Annotated in this window: 19 protein-coding genes and 1 pseudogene; 7 read left to right on the top strand and 13 right to left on the bottom strand. The window is 68.4% G+C overall.

Going from position 1 to position 19180, the window contains the following annotated elements; genetic code table 11:
- Positions 1-3: 3 nt before the first annotated feature.
- Genes IG04_RS0115575 through IG04_RS0115565 form a run of 3 tightly spaced genes read left to right on the top strand, consistent with a single transcriptional unit; the run spans position 4 to position 2415 of the window.
- A complete protein-coding gene (locus IG04_RS0115575) occupies positions 4-1029 on the top strand; it encodes an LLM class flavin-dependent oxidoreductase (protein ID WP_030477363.1) in 1026 nt (341 codons plus the stop codon).
- Positions 1030-1051: 22 nt separating this feature from the next.
- A complete protein-coding gene (locus IG04_RS0115570) occupies positions 1052-1921 on the top strand; it encodes an LLM class F420-dependent oxidoreductase (protein ID WP_030477362.1) in 870 nt (289 codons plus the stop codon).
- Entirely contained in the window at positions 1918-2415 is a 498-nt protein-coding gene (locus tag IG04_RS0115565; protein ID WP_030477361.1) for a nuclear transport factor 2 family protein, read from the top strand. The genes IG04_RS0115570 and IG04_RS0115565 overlap by 4 nt, the downstream gene beginning before the upstream one ends.
- Before the next feature lie 14 nt (positions 2416-2429).
- On the opposite strand, the gene IG04_RS0115560 is transcribed toward IG04_RS0115565, so the two are convergent.
- The 9 genes from IG04_RS0115560 to IG04_RS0115520 all read right to left on the bottom strand — a co-directional run bounded on the left by IG04_RS0115560 (position 2430) and on the right by IG04_RS0115520 (position 11524).
- Positions 2430-3257 carry an SDR family NAD(P)-dependent oxidoreductase gene (locus tag IG04_RS0115560; RefSeq protein WP_030477360.1) on the bottom strand — a complete coding sequence of 276 codons (828 nt, stop codon included), beginning with the start codon at positions 3255-3257 and terminating at the stop codon, positions 2430-2432.
- A complete protein-coding gene (locus IG04_RS0115555; RefSeq protein WP_030477359.1) occupies positions 3254-3685 on the bottom strand; it encodes a nuclear transport factor 2 family protein in 432 nt (143 codons plus the stop codon). Before IG04_RS0115555 ends, IG04_RS0115560 begins: the two co-directional genes overlap by 4 nt.
- Positions 3685-4557: an LLM class F420-dependent oxidoreductase gene (locus IG04_RS0115550; protein WP_245816165.1), complete on the bottom strand. Its 873-nt coding sequence runs from the start codon at positions 4555-4557 to the stop codon at positions 3685-3687. The genes IG04_RS0115555 and IG04_RS0115550 overlap by 1 nt, the downstream gene beginning before the upstream one ends.
- Before the next feature lie 262 nt (positions 4558-4819).
- On the bottom strand, positions 4820-5077 hold the full coding sequence (locus IG04_RS0115545; RefSeq protein ID WP_030477357.1) for a hypothetical protein: 258 nt from the start codon (positions 5075-5077) through the stop codon (positions 4820-4822).
- The gene (gene pcaB, locus IG04_RS0115540; RefSeq protein ID WP_030477356.1) at positions 5055-6434 is read right to left on the bottom strand and encodes a 3-carboxy-cis,cis-muconate cycloisomerase; all 1380 of its coding nucleotides are present in this window, start codon (positions 6432-6434) and stop codon (positions 5055-5057) included. The genes IG04_RS0115545 and pcaB overlap by 23 nt, the downstream gene beginning before the upstream one ends.
- Positions 6435-6482: 48 nt before the next feature.
- A complete protein-coding gene (locus tag IG04_RS0115535) occupies positions 6483-7814 on the bottom strand; it encodes an MFS transporter (protein ID WP_063758271.1) in 1332 nt (443 codons plus the stop codon).
- A gap of 39 nt (positions 7815-7853) precedes the next feature.
- Positions 7854-8609: an SDR family oxidoreductase gene (locus IG04_RS0115530; RefSeq protein ID WP_030477354.1), complete on the bottom strand. Its 756-nt coding sequence runs from the start codon at positions 8607-8609 to the stop codon at positions 7854-7856.
- Between the two features lie 15 nt (positions 8610-8624).
- Positions 8625-10055: a class II fumarate hydratase gene (locus IG04_RS0115525; RefSeq protein WP_036014690.1), complete on the bottom strand. Its 1431-nt coding sequence runs from the start codon at positions 10053-10055 to the stop codon at positions 8625-8627.
- The gene (locus IG04_RS0115520; RefSeq protein ID WP_030477352.1) at positions 10055-11524 is read right to left on the bottom strand and encodes an NAD-dependent succinate-semialdehyde dehydrogenase; all 1470 of its coding nucleotides are present in this window, start codon (positions 11522-11524) and stop codon (positions 10055-10057) included. The genes IG04_RS0115525 and IG04_RS0115520 overlap by 1 nt, the downstream gene beginning before the upstream one ends.
- A gap of 88 nt (positions 11525-11612) precedes the next feature.
- On the opposite strand from IG04_RS0115520, the gene IG04_RS0115515 reads away from it, so the two are divergent.
- Together IG04_RS0115515 and IG04_RS45250 are read left to right on the top strand one after the other, a co-directional pair.
- The gene (locus IG04_RS0115515) at positions 11613-12746 is read left to right on the top strand and encodes a LysR family transcriptional regulator (protein WP_084401222.1); all 1134 of its coding nucleotides are present in this window, start codon (positions 11613-11615) and stop codon (positions 12744-12746) included.
- On the top strand, positions 12743-12880 hold the full coding sequence (locus tag IG04_RS45250) for a hypothetical protein (RefSeq protein ID WP_157512922.1): 138 nt from the start codon (positions 12743-12745) through the stop codon (positions 12878-12880). Before IG04_RS0115515 ends, IG04_RS45250 begins: the two co-directional genes overlap by 4 nt.
- Positions 12881-13025: 145 nt before the next feature.
- Here the strand turns inward: IG04_RS45250 and IG04_RS44730 are convergent, their stop codons facing one another.
- The gene (locus IG04_RS44730) at positions 13026-14123 is read right to left on the bottom strand and encodes a S1 family peptidase (RefSeq protein WP_063758270.1); all 1098 of its coding nucleotides are present in this window, start codon (positions 14121-14123) and stop codon (positions 13026-13028) included.
- Between the two features lie 329 nt (positions 14124-14452).
- Between IG04_RS44730 and IG04_RS42610 the strand changes: the two are divergent.
- Positions 14453-15241, top strand: a pseudogene (locus tag IG04_RS42610) (S1 family peptidase); the annotation flags it as partial.
- 81 nt (positions 15242-15322) lie between these two features.
- Positions 15323-15616 (top strand): proprotein convertase P-domain-containing protein, encoded by a 294-nt coding sequence (locus IG04_RS48945; protein ID WP_420843964.1) that lies wholly within the window; start codon positions 15323-15325, stop codon positions 15614-15616.
- Between the two features lie 195 nt (positions 15617-15811).
- Here IG04_RS48945 and IG04_RS0115495 read toward each other — a convergent pair whose 3' ends face one another.
- The 3 genes from IG04_RS0115495 to IG04_RS0115485 all read right to left on the bottom strand — a co-directional run bounded on the left by IG04_RS0115495 (position 15812) and on the right by IG04_RS0115485 (position 19141).
- On the bottom strand, positions 15812-18244 hold the full coding sequence (locus tag IG04_RS0115495; RefSeq protein ID WP_030477348.1) for an ATP-binding protein: 2433 nt from the start codon (positions 18242-18244) through the stop codon (positions 15812-15814).
- An 85-nt stretch (positions 18245-18329) separates the two neighbouring features.
- A complete protein-coding gene (locus tag IG04_RS0115490) occupies positions 18330-18584 on the bottom strand; it encodes a hypothetical protein (protein WP_245816167.1) in 255 nt (84 codons plus the stop codon).
- A gap of 131 nt (positions 18585-18715) precedes the next feature.
- Positions 18716-19141 carry a hypothetical protein gene (locus IG04_RS0115485; RefSeq protein WP_030477346.1) on the bottom strand — a complete coding sequence of 142 codons (426 nt, stop codon included), beginning with the start codon at positions 19139-19141 and terminating at the stop codon, positions 18716-18718.
- Positions 19142-19180: the final 39 nt, after the last annotated feature.

Here is a 19180-nt window from a genome sequence, read left to right as displayed (position 1 = left end):
CACATGGAACTCGTCACCACGTTGCCCGCGGACACGCACCTGGCCGACGTGCGGCAGGCCGTCCACCGCGTGGAACGTCTCGGCTTCGACACCGTGCACATCCCGGAAACCGTGCACGACTCACTGTCGGTCGCGCTGCTGGCGTTGGAGCACAGCAGCCGGTTGACCGTGCGCACCAGCATGACCCTGGCGTTCCCTCGCAGTCCGATGATCACCGCGTACGCGGCCTGGGACCTCGCCCGGTTCTCCGGCGGCCGGTTCCAGCTCGGCCTGGCCACCCAGGTGCGGGGCAACATCGTCGGGCGGTTCTCCATGCCGTGGTCCGCGCCTGCGGAGCGGCTCGCCGACTACGTCCACGCACTGCGCGCCATCTTCCACTCCTTCGAACACGCGACACCGTTGTTCCACGAGGGCAGCCACTACCGGTTCGACCGGTTGCAGCCGTACTTCAACCCCGGCCCGTCCGGGGTGGCGGCGCCACCGATCTGGACCGGAGGAGTCAACCGGCGGATGTGCGAGGTGGCCGGCGCCGTGGCGGACGGGTTCGTCACCCACGCCACCAACTCGCACCCGGCCTACCTCGACGCGGAGATCCTGCCCGCGCTGGCCGCCGGCGCGGCCGGGCGGGACCATGCGCCGAAGGTCGTCGTGGTCTCCAAGTGCGTGACCGGCGTGGACGATGCGGCGCTGGCGGCGGCCCGTGACGCGGCCCGCGCCGAAATGGCGTTCCTCTACTCCACGCCCGCCTACCGGCCCACGTTGGCGTTACTCGGGCACGAGCAGCTCGGTGAGCGCCTGAGCGCGTTGGTGCGCGATGACCGCTGGACCGACCTGCCCGCGGTGCTCACCGACCGCGCGCTGACCGACCTGGTACCTCACGGCTCCTACGCCGAACTGCCGGGCGTCCTCGCCGACTGGTACGGCGGCCGGTGCCACGGCCTGGCGATCGGACTACCGCTCGACCAACGGCACGACGACGCATTCGCCCGGATGCTCGGCGACGTGCGCGAGATACCGACGGCCGGCTGACCCGGCCAGAAAAGGACACCTCATGCGGTTCGGACTGCTCAGCCCGATCGTCATACGCCTGCCCGGCGCGCACTCACCGTGGGAGGCCGATGGCGGCCCGGAGGACCTGGTCGCGATCGCCGAGCACGCCGACGTGCTCGGCTACCACCACATGACGTGCAGCGAGCACGTCGGCGTGCCGCGCGTGGTCGCCGAGACCCGCGGCGGTACGTACTGGAACCCGTTGGCCACGCTGGCTTTCCTGGCCGCACGGACCCGGCGGTTGCGGCTGGCGACCAACGTGCTGGTGCTCGGCTACCACCACCCGCTGGAGATCGCCAAGGCATACGGAACGCTGGACCGGCTCAGCGGCGGCCGTGTCGTCCTCGGGATGGGCGTCGGCACGCTGGAGGAGGAGTTCGCCCTGCTCGGTGCGAACTTCGAGGACCGCGGATCGCGTGCCGACGACGCCCTGCGCGCACTGCGCGCGGCGTGGGCCACGCCGGTCCCCGACTACGACGGACCGCACTTCTCGTTCCACGACTTCGTGATCGACCCGCACGCCGTCCGGCCGCACGTCCCGGTGTGGATCGGGGGACGTACCCGGCGGTCGCTGCGCCGCGCCGTAGAACTGGGCGACGGCTGGATGCCGTTCGGGCTGAGCGGCGACGAGATGGCGTCCCTCCTGAGCGGGTTCGACCTGCCCGACGACTTCCAGGTGGTGTTGCAGCCTGCCGCGCTGGACCCGCTCGGCGATCCGGACAGCACCAGGCGCCGAATCGACGCGGCCGTGAAAGCGGGCGCGACCCTGGTGAACGCCAAGTTCGAAGCGCGCGACCGGAACCACTACCTGGACCAGATGACCGCGTTCACACGGCTCTACCCCGACGCTTGGCCGAAGGAGTCCGAATGACCGACATCAACGACCGTCTCGCAATCCTTGAACAGCGGCTCAACGACGCAGAGGATCGACTGGCACTGCTCCAGATCGTCGCCGCCTACGGTCCCGCGGTCGACAGCGGCACGGCCGGGGTCACCGCCGAGATGTGGACGGAGGACGGCGTCTACGACACGTTCCCGGTGGTACTGAAGGGTCGTGCGGCGATCGCGGGCATGGTCACGGGCGAACGCCATCAGGGCCTGATCCACTCCGGGGCCGCGCACCTGATCGGCATCCCGCACATCCGGTTGGACGGCGACCGAGCGGTGGTGACGACCTATTCGCAACTGGTGCTGCGCAACGCCGACGCGGACGGCTACCGGATCTGGCGCACCGGCGTGAACCGCTGGGAGTTCACCCGGACCACCGACGGCTGGCAGGTGGTGAACCGGGTGAACCGGCAGCTGGACGGGACGCCGGAAGGCCGTGACCTGATCGCGGCGGCGGTCGATCCCGCCCAGGGCTGACCCGGTCGGCCGGGTCAGGCCTCGTTGGGCAGGTTCGTCCAGCCCTTGCGGTCGGCCCGGCCGTACCAACCGGACGCGGCCAGCGTGCCGCCGTCGACCGGGATGGTGTGGCCGGTGACGAACCGCGCGTCGTCGGAGGCGAGGAACTCCACGACGGCCGCATAGTCGTCCGCCTGACCGAACCGGCCGAGCGGCACCCAGCTGCGGATCAGCTCCGGGTCACGGCCCTTGAGCATGAGCTCCGCCGGGGTCTGCGGGGTGTCGGCCAGGTCGGGCGCGATCGCGTTGACTCGGACGCCGTGCTGCGCCACGTCCACCGCGAGGCTCTTCGTGAACGCGATCACGCCGGCGTTGAAGGCGGCGTACGCGGCCGCGTACGGGATGCCGCGGAACGCCTCGACGGTCGAGTTGTTGACCACCACGCCGGATTTCCTTGCCACCATCGACGGCAGCAGCGCGTGGCACATGCGCAGCACGTGCAGCAGATTCAGCTCGTAGAGCAGCTGCCACTGGTCCTCGGTGCTGTGCAGGAAGGTGCGGGCCGCCGGGCGGAAGTCGCCGACGTTGTTGACCAACACGTCCACCCGGCCGTCCGCCACCGCCAGGGCCGTGTCGCGGACCTCGGTGACGACTTCGGGATGGCGAATGTCGCCGACCACGGTGACGCACTCACCGCCTGCCGCGACGATGTCGGCGTGTGTCGCCTGGGCCGCCTCGGCGTCGATGTCGTTGAGCACGACGTGCGCGCCTGCCCTGGCCAGCCGCCTGCTGATGCCGCCGCCGATACCCAGCGCGCCACCAGTGACCACCGCGATCTGGCCGAACAATCTCCCGCCGGTCACTGCTGCCTCATTCCGCGCACCGGGCGCGTCTCGATCCACTGGACGTGCACTGAGCGCTGGACGAACAGCCAACGCCCGGACTCGCGGCGGTAACTGTCCTGGTAGCGCAGGTGCCAGACGAGGTTCCCGCGTTCACCGACGTGGTTGGCCACGCCGGTGACCGTGCCGGTGGCGTCCGGCTCGATCACGTGGCCGACGATCGCGTGCAGGGTGACGGGGAACGCGATCAGCGCGCCCATCGCCGGTCGGATCTCCTTGGGCCCGGTCAGCACCCGGACCGGGTCGAGGTGGTCGGGCGGGTCCGGCAGGCACAGCCGGCCGTCCTCGGTGAACAGGTCGGCCACATCACCGAACCGCCGCTGGTCGACGTACAGGGCGTACCGCGCGGCCAGGTCGGCGATGCCGAGCCGATCACGTTCGTCGACCATCACGGCAACAGTCCGAGCCGGTCGGCGCAGGCGGACAGTTCGTCCTTGACCCGCGACAGGTCCGCTGTGGGGCTCGCGGTCAACAGGATGCGGTTCGCACCGAGCTCTCCAAGCCGCCCGGCCTTCTCGGTGGTCACCTTGCCCAGCGAATGGCCGAGGGTGAGCTCCAGCCGCTCGGGGTCGCGCCCCGCCTTCTCGGCTTCCTCCCGCATCAGGCCGACCAGTGCAAGGAGGTCGGCTCCAGCCACACCGAGGGGCTGAAGCCCGTCGCCGCGCCGCCCCGCACGTCGGGCCGCGGCCCGCGAGTGCCCGCCGACGTGGATCGGAACACCACGCGGCGCGACGGGTTTCGGGTAGCTCATGGCATGGTCGAACTGGAAGAACTCACCGTGGTACTCGGCGCCGGACGGTCCACTGTCCGCCCACAGGGCGCGCATGACGTCGATCTGCTCATCGGCACGGCGACCCCTGCTTGCGAAGTCCACCCCGCACGCCTCGACCTCTTCCTTCATCCAGCCCATTCCGACGCAGAGCCGCAACCGCCCACCGGACAAGGCGTCCACGGTCGCGGCCCGCTTCGCCAGTACGACCGGGTGGTGGTTGGGCAGCACGAGCACGCCAGTCGCCAGGCCGATCCGCGTCGTCCGCCCGGCCAGAAACGCGAGCAGATCGAGCGGGTCGGGGATCGGGCAGTCGTCGTCCAGTTCCATCCGCCCCGAGCCCGCATACGGGTAGGTACTCGAATACGCGCTGATCACCACGGCGTGCTCGACCACGACGATGGACTCGAACCCGCAGTCCTCGACGTGCCGGGCGAACTCGCCCATCCATTCCGGATCGGCGGTGACCCCCGCTCCGACAGGCGCTAGCACAGCGAACTCCATACCCAACCCTCCGCCATGAAGCAAGCATTTGCTTGGTTGATTGGTGACCGTAACATTCGTTCGTTCAGCGCAGCAATCCCCACCAACCCCATCCGGCGCTACCGACGCCGGGGACGACGAGGCCACCGCGTCGAACGCGTCTGGGCAACACCCACCAAGGGGTCCGCATCGCCGAGCAGGCCGCCGCACTGCGCCGCGCCCGTCAGAAAGCGTTGAGCCACAACCCTGAACTCCTCCAGAAGCGCCTGCCTCAGGTCGAACCGCGGGTCGACCACCACACCGGCGCCATCGAGGAACGCTCCGGCGACGAAAGCGTCGAACTGATCGTCGGTGCCGCGGATCCGCGCCCGCCGGCGTCACCGTCGCCAAGATGCGCATCACCGACCAGCCGCAGGGGCCGGAGGCCGATCAGTTCGGAGTGCACCCTGGCAAGGAGTGGTTCACCGTCCTGCCGGGCGCCGCCGCGCTGATCCTCAGCGAGCGCGTCATCCGGGTTGAGACCGGCCACGGGCCGCCCCGGACCGGTCCACCACGGACCGGGTCATCGCCTGGGCGCTGCCGAGGTACGCGGCGGGGTCGCAGAGCTGGTCGATCCGGTCGGCGCCGAGGCTCGCCACGACGTCCGGGTGCGCGTGGAGCTCGGCGGCCAGGTCGGTACCGGTGTCGATCACGCGGCTGCAGGCGGCGTAGACGAGCTCGTGGGCGTGCGGGCGGCCCAGGGCGGGCGCGAGCGCCATCATCACGGCCTCGGCCATGACGAGCCCGCCGGTGAGGTCGAGATTCTCGCGCATCCGGGCCTGGTCCACCCGCAGGCCGGCCATGAGCTGTGCGGCCTGGGCGAGCGAGGAGGAGATCAGCAGGAACGCCTCCGGGATGACGGCCCATTCGACGTGCCACGGTCCGGTGGCGCGCTCGAAGTCCTGCATCATCGCGTCGAGCATCGCCGATGCCTTGTCCCGCAGCAGTTTCGCCGCGGCGACCAGGAGCTCGCTGGAGATCGGGTTGCGTTTCTGCGGCATGGTGGAGCTGGCGCCCCTGCCCGGCTCGAAGGGTTCGGCCAGCTCCCCGAACTCCGTCGAGCAGAGCATGGCCACGTCGGCTCCGATCTTGCCGACAGACCCTCCGAGCGCGGCGAGCACGCCGACCATCTCGACGAGACCGTCGCGGGCGACGTGCCAGGTGATCTCCGGGTCGCGCAGGCCGAGCTCCGCGGCCAGTTCCGCGCGCACCCGCAGGCCTTCCGGCCCTGGCCCCAGTGCGGCCAGAGTCCCCGCCGCGCCACCGAACTGCACCATCAGGTCCCGTTCGCGCACGGCAGCGAGCCGGTCGGCGTGGCGGTCCAGCGCCGAGAGCCACACCGCCACGCGGTAGCCGAAGGTGATCGGCAACGCGTGCTGGAGGTGGGTGCGGCCCGCGGTGACGGTGTCGATGTGTGCTGTCGCGAGGCGTCGCAGAGACTCGCGCAGGCGGTCGAGCTCCGCCTCGACCAGCGCGAGGGCCTCGGCGCACTGCAGCACCGTGGCGGTGTCCATGATGTCCTGGGTGGTCGCACCCCAGTGCAGGTAGCCGCCCGCGGCACCGCACTGCTCGGCGAGCTGGGTGACGATCGGCAGCACCGGATAGCCGACGTTGCCGGTGTCGCGGCGAAGGCGCTCGTGATCGAGCCGTGCCGGGTCGCAGGACGCGGCGATGGACTCCGCCGCGTCCTGAGGGATGACGCCGACCCGCGCCTGAGCCTTCGCCAGCGCTACCTCGGTCCGCACGATCGCGTCCACAAAGGACTGATCGTCGAAGACCGCCCGCATCGACGGTGTCCCGAACATGTCGCGGAACAGGAACGAGTCGAAGACCGTGCTGGCGGGCATCAGGCACGCTCCACAGGAGAACCGGCATCGATGACGACGCACTCCGGCTCAGCTCGTGGGGGTCAGGTCGAGCCCAGCGCCTTCCGGCCGTGCGGAGCCGGCCTGTGTGTGTTCCTTCGAGCGCGGGGCGAGTGAGATGAAGAGTGCGCAAAGCACCGCTGCCAGCACCACGTAAAGCGCGATGGAGGTGGAGGAGCCGAACTCGGTGAGCAGCAGGGTCGCGACGATGGGGACGGGAGCGGCGGTCACAGCACCACCGAGGTGGTACGCCACAGACGACCCGGTGTAGCGCGCCCGCGGCGGGAACAACTCGGCGATGAACCCGGAGATCGCTCCGTAGACGAGGGCGTGCAGCACGGGGAGGGCGAGGAGGTACGCGGAGACGACGCCGACGACGGTGCCGGTGTCGAAGAGCAGGAAGACCGGGAACGCGCCGAGGGCGACCGCGGCGCAGCCGATGATGAGGAGGTTCTTCGTACCGATGCGGTCGGCGAGGAGCGCGAACAGAGGCAACGTCACCACCTGCAGTGCGGCCGCCACCAACAGCGCGGAGAGGACCAGGCTGCGGCTCAGTCCGAGGTGGATCGGCCCATAGCTGAGGAAGAACGTGCTCGCGAGGTAGAAGACGGTGTTCGGGGCGAGCATGCAGAACATGCCGACGAGCAAAGCCTTCTTGTGCGACTTGAAGACCTCCGCTGCGGGCGCCTTGACGGTGTCACCCTTTGCCTGCATGGCGAGGAATTCCGGGGACTCCGTCACCTTCAGCCGGATGTACAGGCCGACGACGACCAGCAATGCCGAGCTCAGGAACGGGATGCGCCAGCCCCAGCTCAGGAGTTGCTCCGAGGGCATGAGGGTGACGAGGAAGAACGCGCCGGTGGACAGGAAGGTGCCTGCTGGTACGCCTGCCTGGGGGAAACTGGCGTAGAAGGCTCGGCGATGAGCGGGCGCGTGTTCCAACGACATCACGACGGCACCGCCCCATTCACCGCCAACGGCGAAGCCCTGGACGAAGCGCAACACGACCAGCAGGACCGGCGCCCAGATGCCGATCGTTTCGTAGGTCGGGAGCAGCCCGACCGCGACGGTGCCCGCTCCCATCATGACCACGGAGAGCACGAGCATCTTCTTGCGCCCGATCACGTCGCCGTAGTGGCCGAACACGAGTCCGCCGAGCGGGCGCGCGAGGAAGGCCACGGCGAGAGTGGCGAAGCCGGCGAGAGTGCCTGCCACGGGATCGAGCTTGGGGAAGAACAGCGGGTTGAAGACCAGGACGGTGGCCGCCCCGAAGACCAGGTAGTCGTACCACTCGATGGTGGTACCGATGAAGCTCGCGATCGCGACCTTCGCCGGAGTGGGTGTCTTTCTGGCTGGCGGCACTGAATGCGTCGTTGTCATTCGTGGCTCCCTGGGGACCGGTTACTGGATGCTGCGGCCGCCGTCGACGTCGAGGCAGACTCCGGTGAGGAAGCCGGCCTGGTCGGAGGCGAGGAAGAGAACGCTGTTGGCGACGTCCTGAGGGGTTGCCGTACGTGCCATGGGGATGCCCGAGACCCAGTTCGTCCGGAGTTCGTCCGGGAGGGCGTCAGCACCGGTGAGGCTTTTGACGAAGCCGGTTTCGGAGATCACCGGATTGACGGCGTTGACCCGCACGTCGGGGGCGACCTCGGTGGCCAGGCCGCGGGTCATGGTGATGACCGCGCCCTTGGTGGCGTTGTAGATGGTGAGGCCAGGCCGGGGGCGTTTGGCCGCGATGGAGGCGATGTTGACGATCACTCCGCGGCCACGTCGGCGCAGCGCGGGCACTGCGTGCTTGCACCCGAGGAACACGCTGCGGACGTTGACGGCGAGCTGCTGGTCGACCGTCTCGACGTCGAGGTCGACGAGCGCGCTCGATCGGTGTGGCACACCGGCGTTGTTCACCATGACGTCGAGGCCGCCGAACGCCGACTCGGCGGTGGCGATGAGGTCGCGGACGGCGTCCTCCTCGGTCACGTCGGTCGTGACCGCGATCGCGGACGGCAGTTCGGCGGCGAGTTTCTCCGCTCCGGCCGTGTTGATGTCGGAGACGACGACGTGCGCTCCCGCGTCGGCGAACGCCCGCGCGGTGACGGAACCGAATCCGCCGGCGGCACCGGTGATGACGACGACTTTGTCCTTGAAGGACAGTTCCATGAGAGCTCCCGTACGTCAGCGCGGTCCTGTCATTCGCCGCGGGTCGAGCAGTTCGGACAGTTCGTCTCCGGTGAGGGCGGTGCGCTCGCGGGCGACCTCGCGGATCGTGCGTCCGCTGCTGCGCGCCTCTGCCGCGATGGCAGCGGCCTTGTCGTACCCAACGCGCGGCGAGAGCGCTGTGGCCATCATCAAGCTGCGTTCGACAGCGTCCGGTCCTGCTTGCGTGGCCCTGATTCCGCTGATGCACCGGTCGGCGAACACCATCGCCGCAGCGGCAAGCAGCTCGATCGACTCCAGCAGGCAGTACGCGACGACAGGGCTCGTCACGGTGAGCTCGAAGTTGCCGCGACCGCCGGCCGCCGTGATGGCGGCGTCGTTGCCGATCACCTTGATCGCGACCTGGGCCACCGCCTCCGCGACGATCGGGTTGGTCTTGCCCGGCATGATCGAGGAACCCATCGAGTGCGTCGGCACCTCGATCTCGCCCAGTCCGGTGCGGGGGCCGCTGTTCATCCAGCGCACGTCATCGGCGATCTTGAGCAAACTCGCCGCAGCCGTCCTGAGCGCACCCGACGCGAACACCACCGCGTCATGGTTGTTCTGCGCCTGGAAATGGTTGGAGGTCTCGCGCAGCTCGACCGAGAACTCCTCGGCCAGGGTCGCGACAACCCTGCCGGCGAACTCCGGGTGGGTGTTGATGCCAGTGCCGATGGCGGTACCGCCGAGCGCGACCTCGGCAAGGCCGAGCTGCACCGCACGGAACCTTCCCACACTCCGTTCGATCTGGCCGGCGTGACCCAGGAACTCCTGCCCGAGCCGGATCGGCACCGCGTCCTGCAGGTGCGTGCGCCCGGTCTTGACGACATCATCGGTTGCTGCCGCGACCGTGCGCAGTGATACCGCGAGATGGTCGAAAGCCGGGATCAACCGATGGGTGATCGCTGTCTGCGCGGTGAGGTGCACAACCGTGGGCGTGACGTCGTTGGACGACTGCCCCCGGTTCACGTGGTCGTTCGGATGCACCGGGTGCTTGGCGCCGAGCCGCGTGCCGAGCAACTGGTTGGCCCGGTTGGCAATCACCTCGTTGGCGTTCATGTTGGTGTTGGTGCCGCTGCCTGTCTGGAACACGTCCACCTGGAACTGGTTGTCGAGCAGTCCGTCGGCCACCTCACCCGCGGCAGCCTCGACCGCCTCTGCCACTACCGGGTCCAGCAGCCCCAGGTGTGCGTTGACTTGGGCCGCCGCCCGTTTGAGCGAACCAAGGCTGCCGATGTAGTGGCGGGGCAGGCGAAGATCGCTGATCGTGAAGGTCTCGATTGCCCGCTGGGTCTGAGCCCCCCACAAAGCGTGGCCGGGAACGAGGACGGACCCGCCGAAGTCCACCTCCTGCCGATGCCCGGGCGGGTAGGCCGCGTCCGCGTCGGGAGTAATCGGCTGCGCGCTCATCAGTCGACTTCCACGGCGACGTACTTGATCTCGAGGAACTCCTCGATGCCGACTCGACCGCCTTCACGCCCGAGGCCGGACTGCTTCATGCCACCGAACGGAGCGGCGGGGTTCGAGACGAATCCGCGGTTGAGGCCGACCATGCCGGTTTCGAGGCCTTCCGCGAGGCGGAGCGCACGTCCGATGTCACGGCTGTAGACGTAGCTCACCAGACCGGACTCGGTGTCGTTGGCGGACCGCAGCACCTCCTGCTCGTCTGCGAACGTGGAGATCGCCGCGACCGGTCCGAAGATTTCCTCTGTCCGCAACCGTGCGGCGGGCGAGACGTCGGTCAGCACGGTCGGAGGGTAGAAGTAGCCAGGTCCCGGGGGAGCCGTTCCACCTGTGCGGACTCGCGCACCGCGGCGCACCGCGTCGTCGACGAGCTCCGCGACCCTGTCGCGCTGGGCGGCGTCGATCAGCGGGCCGACCTCGGCACCGTCCTCGTCACCACGGCCGACGACCATCTTTCCCATCCGGGCAGAGAGCTTCTCGGTGAACTCCTCGGCCACGTCCGCGTGCACGTAGAACCGGTTGGCCGCGATGCACGCCTCACCGATGTTGCGCATCTTGGCGATCATCGCGCCGTCCACCGCAGCGTCGACATCGGCGTCCGCGCACACGATGAAGGGCGCGTTGCCACCCAGCTCCATCGATGTGCGGAGCACCTTGTCCGCCGAGCTCACGATCAGCTTCCTGCCGACCTCCGTCGATCCGGTGAACGACACCTTGCGCAACCGTCCATCATGGACCAACGGCGCTGCAACGGCTTCCGGCTCCGAGGTGGTGATGACGTTGAGGACTCCGTCGGGCAGACCGGCTTCGGTGAGCACGGAGGCGAGCAGCAACGCCGTGAGCGGAGTCTGCTCGGCGGGCTTGAGGATCATCGTGCACCCCGCCGCGATCGCGGGACCGATCTTGCGCGTGGGCATGGCCAGCGGAACGTTCCACGGAGTGATCAGCAGGCTCGGCCCCACCGGCTGGCGCATGAGCATGATCCGCCCAGAGCCTCCGGGCTCGACGGTGAAGTCACCCTGGATCCGCACGGCCTCTTCCGAGTACCAGCGGAAGAACTCAGCTCCGTAAACAACCTCGGACCGCGACTCCGCCAGCGACTTGCCCATCTCCAAGGTGATCAACTGCGCGATCTCCTCGGTGCGCGCAACGAGGAGATCGTAGGCACGGCGCAGAATCTCACTTCGTTCACGCGGCGCGGTCGCGGCCCAGGAAGCCTGAGCGGCACACGCCGCGTCGAGTGCTTCGAGAGCATCCCGCGAAGTACCGTCGGCGACCTCGCACAGGGTTGTTCCGGTCGCGGGATTCTCCACGGGGAAGGTACGTCCACCCGTCGCCGGGCGGAACTGCCCCCCGATCAGCAGGCCCTTCTCAACATTGCCCAGTACCTCGGCTTCGTGAACGGTGCTGTTCATCGCCTCGAGGTCCTCCCTCCTGCTCAGATGCTCTGACCGAGGAGGAGCGTGCAATACGTGATTGCCACTGTCACGGCGAACAGAGCGCATGCAAGGCCGCCATCAGGCCATCCCCGCTGTTTCGCCTGCTTTGTCCTGCGTGTATTCAGAATCGAAGGTCACCTATCCACTTTTGGGGAGGTTCACCTCGTGGCCGGGAAGGAGATCCCCTGCGGCGCGGCTGGTTCAGAGGGTGGGTCTGCAAAGGACGAACTACGATGCTGGCGTGTTGTCACCGTCGTCGACCATCGCGTCAGACCTGATGCCTCGGCTGACGTTGCTGCTCGCGATGAGGGAGCACGGACACCTGAGTGCGGCGGCAGCGGCGGTCGGTGTGCCTCAGTCGACGGCGACGCGCTGGATCGCCGAGCTGAGCAAGACCGCAGGGGTCGCGTTGACCCACCGGCTCGGCAGGCAGATCGAGCTCACCCGTGCCGGCGTCGCGCTGGCCGAGGCGATCGGATCGGCGCACACGGCACTGTCAGTGGGCGTGACACGAGCACATGAGGCCGCCGACCCCGGTCGTGGTCAGGTCGTGTTCGGATTTCTCCGCACCATGGGACAAAGCAGGGCTCCAGAACTCCTGCGCAGCTACCGCGCGGCGCACCCGCGTGTCCGACTGGCACTGGTGCAGGCTGCGCATGAGGAACTGATCGAGCAACTGAGCAACGGGACTATCGACGTCGCGCTGACCGCCATGAGGTCCATCGATTCGAACGTTGCCGCCACTGAACTCTTCCGCGAGCCCTTCGTCCTCGTGGTTCCCGCCGATCACCGGCTGGCACGCCGGGAGGCGGTCCGGCTGCACGACTGTCGCGACGAGACGTTCGTCGGCCTGTCCTCGAGCATTGCGCTACGCAGGCGCGTCGACGAGTTGTTCGGCGCGGCTGGGATCCGGCCGCGCTACGGTTTCGAGACAGAGGAAGTGGAGACCGTACGCGGACTCGCTGCCGCAGGGGTCGGAGTCGCCGTGCTGCCGTCCCGCCACGGCGGCCCGCTGGCGGGCTCGGCGGAGGTGCCGATCGTGCCACGGCACTACCGGCAGATCGGCCTGCTCGTCTCTTCCCTGCACCCGCTGGAACCGACAGTCGAAAGTTTCCGCGAGTGGGCCGTCCGGCACGAGTGGGCGCACGTCCCGAAGAGGTTGGGCAGTTCCAGCTCGCGGAGAGATCGCAGCACTTGACGCTCGTTGGTAAGAACTACCGCACCGGGATCGAGCTCGAAGACCCCGAGGCGCTCGACCGCCGCTACCCCTACTACGACCCGATCTCCACCCTGGGCGCGGCAGGCCAGAAGTGGTGGGCCGACCAGACCTGATAGGTCGCGATGGGGCCGTTCTCGGGACATCTCCCGAAAACGGCCCCATCGGCATGTTCTGCCTCAGCGTCCACATTGGATACTTGAAGTCAGCGCGCGCAAACCCTCCCGCGGACCCGTTCGTCCGCGAGAGGGCACACCGTCATCAGGGCTTGTCGGTCTTCAGCGTGTAGCTGCCGGAACCGCTGTAGGCGTGGACCTGCCAGCGGTAGTAGCCCGCGGTGCCCGCGTACTCGACTGTCTCGTTGGCAGCCTCGGTGGCGCCGGACTTCACGTTCGCCCACGTCGACCCGTTCCACTTCTGCAGATACAGGTCGTAGTCGCTGCCCGACGGCCCCGTGAGGCAACCACGGTGGGTGCCCGAGGCGGCGCTGTAGTAGTAGCTGCCGTTGGGCTGGTAGGCCGACGAACCGGAGTTCAGCGTGCCGGTGAAGGTCTCCCCCGAGCAGTTGCCGGGGCCAGGGCCGGGACCGGGGTCGCCGCCCAGGTCACCGGTGTGGCCTTCGATCCACGACATGAACGCGGGAACCTTCATGTAGATCGACGGGGCGGTCGCGCACTCGGGGTTGTTGCGCCCCGCGCGGCTGGTGGCCCCGCCGAGCTCCCAGCGGTTGTTGGCCCGCACGACCAGCGGACCGCCGGAGTCGCCGTAGCAGGCGCCCGCACCCGACTCGTCACCGACGCACAGCTCGTGAGACGGCACGAAGTTCGCGGTGCAGCCGGTGACCAGGGACGTGTCCAGCTGCATGAGCTGGTTCGGCGCGCTGCCGCAGCCTCTGGTCGGACAGGTCTGGCCGTGACCCATGATCCGCACCGCCGTGCCGGTGTTCAGCGCGGTTTCGGTGATGGTGATCGGGGTCTGCGCCGACGGGCTGCCCAGCTTCAGCAGGGCGATGTCGTAGCCGCTCGGGCCACCGATCTGCTGAACGACGTTGCGGGTCTCGCCCGCGCCCAGCGTGGTCCCGCCGATGCGCACCGAGGTGACGCTGCCGATGCAGTGGTCGGCGGTGACGACCCACAGCGGCGCGATCAGCGAGCCACCGCAGCCGAACCGGCCGTTGCTCAGCAACTTGGTGTAGAAGGTGTAGTTCTCCGTGGCGGGCTCTCCGCCGATGATGTAGGGCTGGACGTCGTCGGCGGTCGAACTCGGGGGCGCCGCCAGGGCGGGACCGGCCAGAGCGGCCAACCCGCTCGCACAGGTCACCGCCGCGACCACCGCAGCCGCGATCTTTCGAAGCCGCATGCCGGCTTCTCCTTCCATGCAGGGTCCGCCCAGCGCGCAGGGTCGCGAAAGGCGCACGTCATTCTGCGGTCACGCGAAGCGGCTGGACCCATCACACTTGGCATAAGTTCGGCTGATCACCACAGTGTCCGCACCAACGCCGGAGATCTGACAGCGCGACGGGAAAAGTTCCCGACGATGGTCCTATTGCCGCGAAGGCTTTCCGCTACGGACAATCAGTGCGCCGGTTGACGACGGCCGCGCAACCGAATCCCTGCACACGCGTCCGGCCTCCCCTGCTGCTCCACCGGGGCCGGTCGCGGGAAGGAACTGTCGTGCACAACTCAAGAATGGGGCGTGTCATCGCCCTGGCCGCCGGCGTGGCGATGTCCTGCGCCGCCATGGCTGGTCAGGCTTTCGCGGCCCCGCCGCCGAGCCTGCCCGGTGACCCGACGCCCCAGGTGGTCGGCGGTAGCCCCGCCGCCAAGGGCGAGTTCCCCTGGATGGTCCGTTTGTCGATGGGCTGTGGTGGCGCGATGTACAGCGAGTCGCTGGTACTGACCGCCGCGCACTGTCTGGGTTCCACTGGCCCCAACACCTCCATCACCGTCACCTACGGTGTGGTGGATCTCCAGGACTCGGCCGCGATCAGACGCACGTCGAGCTACGTCTACAAGTACCCGGGCTACGGGACCTCGGAGGGTGGCGACTGGGCGCTGGTCAAGCTCTCCAGCCCCATCACCGGCGCTGCCACCCTGCCCATCACGACCACAAAGTCCTTCGACACCGGCACGTTCACCATCGCCGGGTGGGGAGACACCTCGGAGGGCGGCAGTGCCTCGCGGTACCTGCTCAAGGCCCAGGTTCCGTTCGTGGACGACACCACCTGCAGGAACTCGGGCGCCTACTACCGGGATCTGATCTTCAACGCCGAACTGTGCGCCGGGTACCCCGGGGGCGGGGTGGACACCTGCCAGGGCGACTCCGGCGGCCCCATGTTCCGCCGCGACAACAACAACGCCTGGATCCAGGTCGGCATCGTCAGCCACGGTGACGGGTGCGCCCGGCGCAACGCCCCTGGCGTCTACACCGAGGTCAGCACGTTCGCCTCGGCCATCGCGGCCAAGGCCGCCGAGCTCGGCGGCGGCCCCACGCCCCCGCCCACCGGCAAGGTCTTCGAGAACACCGGCAACGTCGACATTCCCGACGCCGGTGCCGCGGTGACCAGCTCCATCGCGGTCACCGGTCTCACCGGCAAGGCCCCGGCAACGCTCAAGGCCGGCGTCGACATCAAGCACACCTACCGCGGTGACCTGGTCATTGACCTGGTGGCGCCGGACGGCACGACATACCGGATGAAGAACGCCTCCAGCAACGACTCCTCCGCCAACGTGATCACTACCTACACGGTCGACGCCTCGTCCGAGGTCGCCGCCGGCACGTGGAAGCTCAGGGTCCAGGACACGTACTCGGCCGACACCGGCTACATCGACTCCTGGAAGCTCACCTTCTGACCGAACCCGACCGACGCGGGCGCCCGCCGAAAGACCCACTCCCCGGCGGGCGCCCGCCCGGTTCCGGTTCTCGCACAAGAGGTCATCAGTGGACTCGGCGGTGGCCGGTCACCTGGGCGTGCCGTAAAGCCACACCGACCTTCACATCTGTCGTTGTGACCTCGACATCTCCGACTCAGCGGCATTCCGCGGCGTTCAGGAGGCGTTGAGCTGCTCGATCAGCTCTTCGCGCAGGCTCTTCGCCGCGCCCGCATCCAGCATCTCGCACAGCGAGAGCGCCTTTTCGCGCGCGCTACGCGCCGCCACCGGGTCGCCGGCCTCATCCGACAACAACGCCAGTTCACGGAGCGCGTCCACGTGGTACTGAGCCTGTCCGGTGCGCTCGAACAACGCGAGCGCCTCAGTCAAGCGAGCTCGAGCGTCGACGTGATCGCCCCGCATCCGCAGCAGGCTTCCCGCGGCTTGCAGGGCGCGTGCCTGGCCTATCACAGCACCGTGCGCCTGGAACAGCTCAAGGGCCTCTTCACTTTGGCTGAGCGCCTCTTCGCGCGAGCCCAGGGCCGCCAGGTTCTGCGCGGAGCGAAGCAACAGGTATGCGCAACTGCTGTCATCCACCGACGTACTGCCCTGCGCCTGTCTGAAGTACCGGAGACAGATGCCGAACTCTTCGGCGGCGTCCTCGAGCTGACCTTGTGTATGCAGGTAGGTGGCCCGCATCGCCCGCGCCACATGCACGCCGAGTGGGTAGTCGGCCTCGCTGAACAACCTGATCGCCTCGTCGAAGGTCGCGGACGAGGCAGGCGGCTTCCCATCGTTGAGCTGAGCCGAGACGAAATAGATCCTCGCCCAGGCCTGCTCGCGCAGATCGCCTGCCGCCTCGGCGGCGTCCCAGGCCTTCTGCGCCATTCGAGCGGATTCGTTCGGGCGTCCCATCAGGGAGCACAGCGTCCATGCGAGGTAGTTGCGATGAACGGCCTCGTCTCGTTTGCTGCCGATCGCGATGGCCGACTTCACGGCGAGATCGAACACGTCGTGCCACGTGTTCGCCGTGCCGCCGATCTCCGAGTACCAGTGCATGGACGCGGCCAGGTCCAGGACCTGCTGGTGTTCGCCGCGAGCCGCGGACCTCTTCACCGCTGCCAGCCAGCTCTGGTGCTCCGTCAGCAGCCAGCGGCCCGCGCTGACGGCATCCTCGAACAACGACGCGGAAAGAGGCGAGATCGGGTCGCAGCACGGATGGAAGTGCCCGCCCGCCGCCGTCGCGCCCAACAGCAGCCACCGGGTCAGGCGTTCGTCCGCCCGCCGCACGACCTCGGGATCCTCCTCCTGGGTGAGCCGCTCCGTCGCGAACACGCTGAGCAGATCGTGGAGCTGGTACCTCCCGTCCTCCTGAGACGGTTGCAGCAGACTCGCATCGGCCAGCTCCTCGAGACAGATGGCGGCATCGTCCTCGTCCGTCGCCTCGATGAGGACTTTGGCCGCACCGACGGAGAAGTCGGCCGCCGGAACGAGGGCGACGCGCCGGAACACCGCTGCGGCCGCCGACGTGAGCTGACGATAGGACAGGTCGAACACGCTGCGGACGTTCAGATCCCCGGCCGTCAGCGTCGTCAGACGCCTGCTCCGGTCCCGCAGGTGACCGGCAAGATGGTCGAGCGGCCATGCGGGGCGACTCGCGAGGCGGTTACCGGCGATGCGGAGCGCGAGAGGCAACCGTCCGCACAGTTCGACCAGTTCAGCCGCCGCCTGAGGTTCCCGCGTGACACGAACCGGCCCGATGATCGAGGTCAGCAGAGCGAGCGCATCGTCGCGCTGCAGCTCACTGAGGGTGAACCTGCTGGTCCCCTCGAGTCCCACCAGCAGCTGACGGCTGGTGACCACGGTGAAGCAGCGAGGCCCGCCGACAACCAGCGGACGCACCTGCGCCTCATCCACGGCGTCGTCCAGAACGATCAGAACAGCGCGGTCTCTCAGCAGTGACCTGCACAGGTTCGACCGATGTTCCAGCTCGACCGGGATCTGCACGGCGTCGATGCCGAGCAACCTCAGCAGCAGATGCAGAACGTCGGCGGGCTCACCGGGTTCGGCCGACATACCGCGCAGTTTCAGGAACAGCCGGCCGTCCGGAAAATGCTCGGCCAGATCATGTGCGGCGCGGACGGCGAGACTCGTCTTCCCGGTTCCCGGAGGGCCACTCACCACCGCTACCTGGCCGGACCCCCCGCGGTTGCTCGTCATCTCGTCGGCGAGCGCCCGCAGCGTTTCGAGACAGTGCTCGCGGCCGGTCAGATCCTCGAGGTCCGGCGGCAGCATGCCGACCGCGGGCGGGTCGTAGAGCCGTACGGCCGGCCGAGGTGGCTGCTCGGTGGAAGTCGACCGAGCACGGCTCTGCTTGGCGACTTTCTGCAGACGGGCGAGCTCGTCCTCGGACAGTGCCAGCGGCGCGGCCAGCGCTTCGACCGTCCGTCGCTGCGGCCCCTTGACGATCCCTCGCTCCATGTCGCTGATGGCGCGGACGCTGACACCAGCGCCCTCCGCAAGCTGCTCCTGGGTGAGATCGGCACGAACGCGGTAGCCCTTCAGCAGAGCCATCAAGGTCGGATCTTCCTCTAACACCGCATCCGTCATGGAGCCAAATTATCCACATCCGTCCGACGCCTGCGATTCGACGTCGAAGCCGGGAGGCGGTGCGATCACGGCTGAACCGGGAGCGTCAGTCCACCCGGTGGGCGCTGAGCTCGTCCCAGGTGATGTGACCGGACAGAACGTCCTGCACGGTGTGCAGGGGCGCGGGCTCGAACTCGGCGAAGACGGTTCGCCCGGGTTCGCCGGCGTGCTGCCCGATGGCGGCGGCGATCCGGACGCCGAGATCGCCCGCGTCGCGGAGCCCGTTGCGGGACAGGTAGACCGCGACGACATCCTCGTTGTGCTGGGTGGGCCGCACGGTGCGGGCCGGCGGGAAGTCCACGACAACTCCTCGTCTTCGAGCGGATTCGGGAATCTGGCTCAAGTACAACCCGCCGGGTACCCAGCAACCATGCGGAACCACTGGCAGAACGAGGTGACCGTCTCGACCGGCAACCCTGCCGGAACGGCTCGTCAGACCGACTTCCACACCGGACGGTGTGCCTTTGCCGGCGGCTCCAGCACGAACCTGACCGCTCGCTGCGCGGTCTGCGGGTCCACCGGCGCCGCCGTCGCCCCCTGCTCGCGAATGTGGCTCAGCAGACCGTCTTCTGGCGCCAGACCATGCTCTCGCAGGTAGTAGGTCACGGTGTCGGTCCACACCCACTTGCCATCGGTGATGAAGTTCGTGGGCACGACCGCGGTCCGGTCCGGGTCGACGACGTCGCTCATCATCGTCGGCGTGACCAGGATCGGTGTGCCGCTGTCGAGGTAGGCGGCCAGGGCCCGCCGCTCTTCGGGGTCGTCGACGAACGGGTGATCGGGCGCGAAGCCCGGCCCGGTCTCGGGGTCGACCACGTCGAACACCCTGGCCTGTGTGAACTCCTCCGCTGCCCTCACCGATCTCCTCCAGTCGCGCACGAAAGTCCTCGTCACAGC

Source organism: Lentzea albidocapillata (assembly GCF_000719115.1).
Lineage (GTDB): Bacteria > Actinomycetota > Actinomycetes > Mycobacteriales > Pseudonocardiaceae > Lentzea > Lentzea albidocapillata.
This window is presented reverse-complemented; position numbering and strand designations above follow the sequence as displayed.

Coding starts and splice junctions, on each gene's coding strand:
- IG04_RS0115575 (WP_030477363.1), top strand. CDS start 4: ATGGAACTCGTCACCACGTTGCCCGCGGACACGCACCTGGCCGACGTG.
- IG04_RS0115570 (WP_030477362.1), top strand. CDS start 1,052: ATGCGGTTCGGACTGCTCAGCCCGATCGTCATACGCCTGCCCGGCGCG.
- IG04_RS0115565 (WP_030477361.1), top strand. CDS start 1,918: ATGACCGACATCAACGACCGTCTCGCAATCCTTGAACAGCGGCTCAAC.
- IG04_RS0115555 (WP_030477359.1), bottom strand. CDS start 3,685: ATGGTCGACGAACGTGATCGGCTCGGCATCGCCGACCTGGCCGCGCGG.
- pcaB (WP_030477356.1), bottom strand. CDS start 6,434: ATGCCCGCCAGCACGGTCTTCGACTCGTTCCTGTTCCGCGACATGTTC.
- IG04_RS0115530 (WP_030477354.1), bottom strand. CDS start 8,609: ATGGAACTGTCCTTCAAGGACAAAGTCGTCGTCATCACCGGTGCCGCC.
- IG04_RS0115525 (WP_036014690.1), bottom strand. CDS start 10,055: ATGAGCGCGCAGCCGATTACTCCCGACGCGGACGCGGCCTACCCGCCC.
- IG04_RS0115520 (WP_030477352.1), bottom strand. CDS start 11,524: ATGAACAGCACCGTTCACGAAGCCGAGGTACTGGGCAATGTTGAGAAG.
- IG04_RS0115515 (WP_084401222.1), top strand. CDS start 11,613: ATGCAAGGCCGCCATCAGGCCATCCCCGCTGTTTCGCCTGCTTTGTCC.
- IG04_RS44730 (WP_063758270.1), bottom strand. CDS start 14,123: ATGCGGCTTCGAAAGATCGCGGCTGCGGTGGTCGCGGCGGTGACCTGT.
- IG04_RS0115495 (WP_030477348.1), bottom strand. CDS start 18,244: ATGACGGATGCGGTGTTAGAGGAAGATCCGACCTTGATGGCTCTGCTG.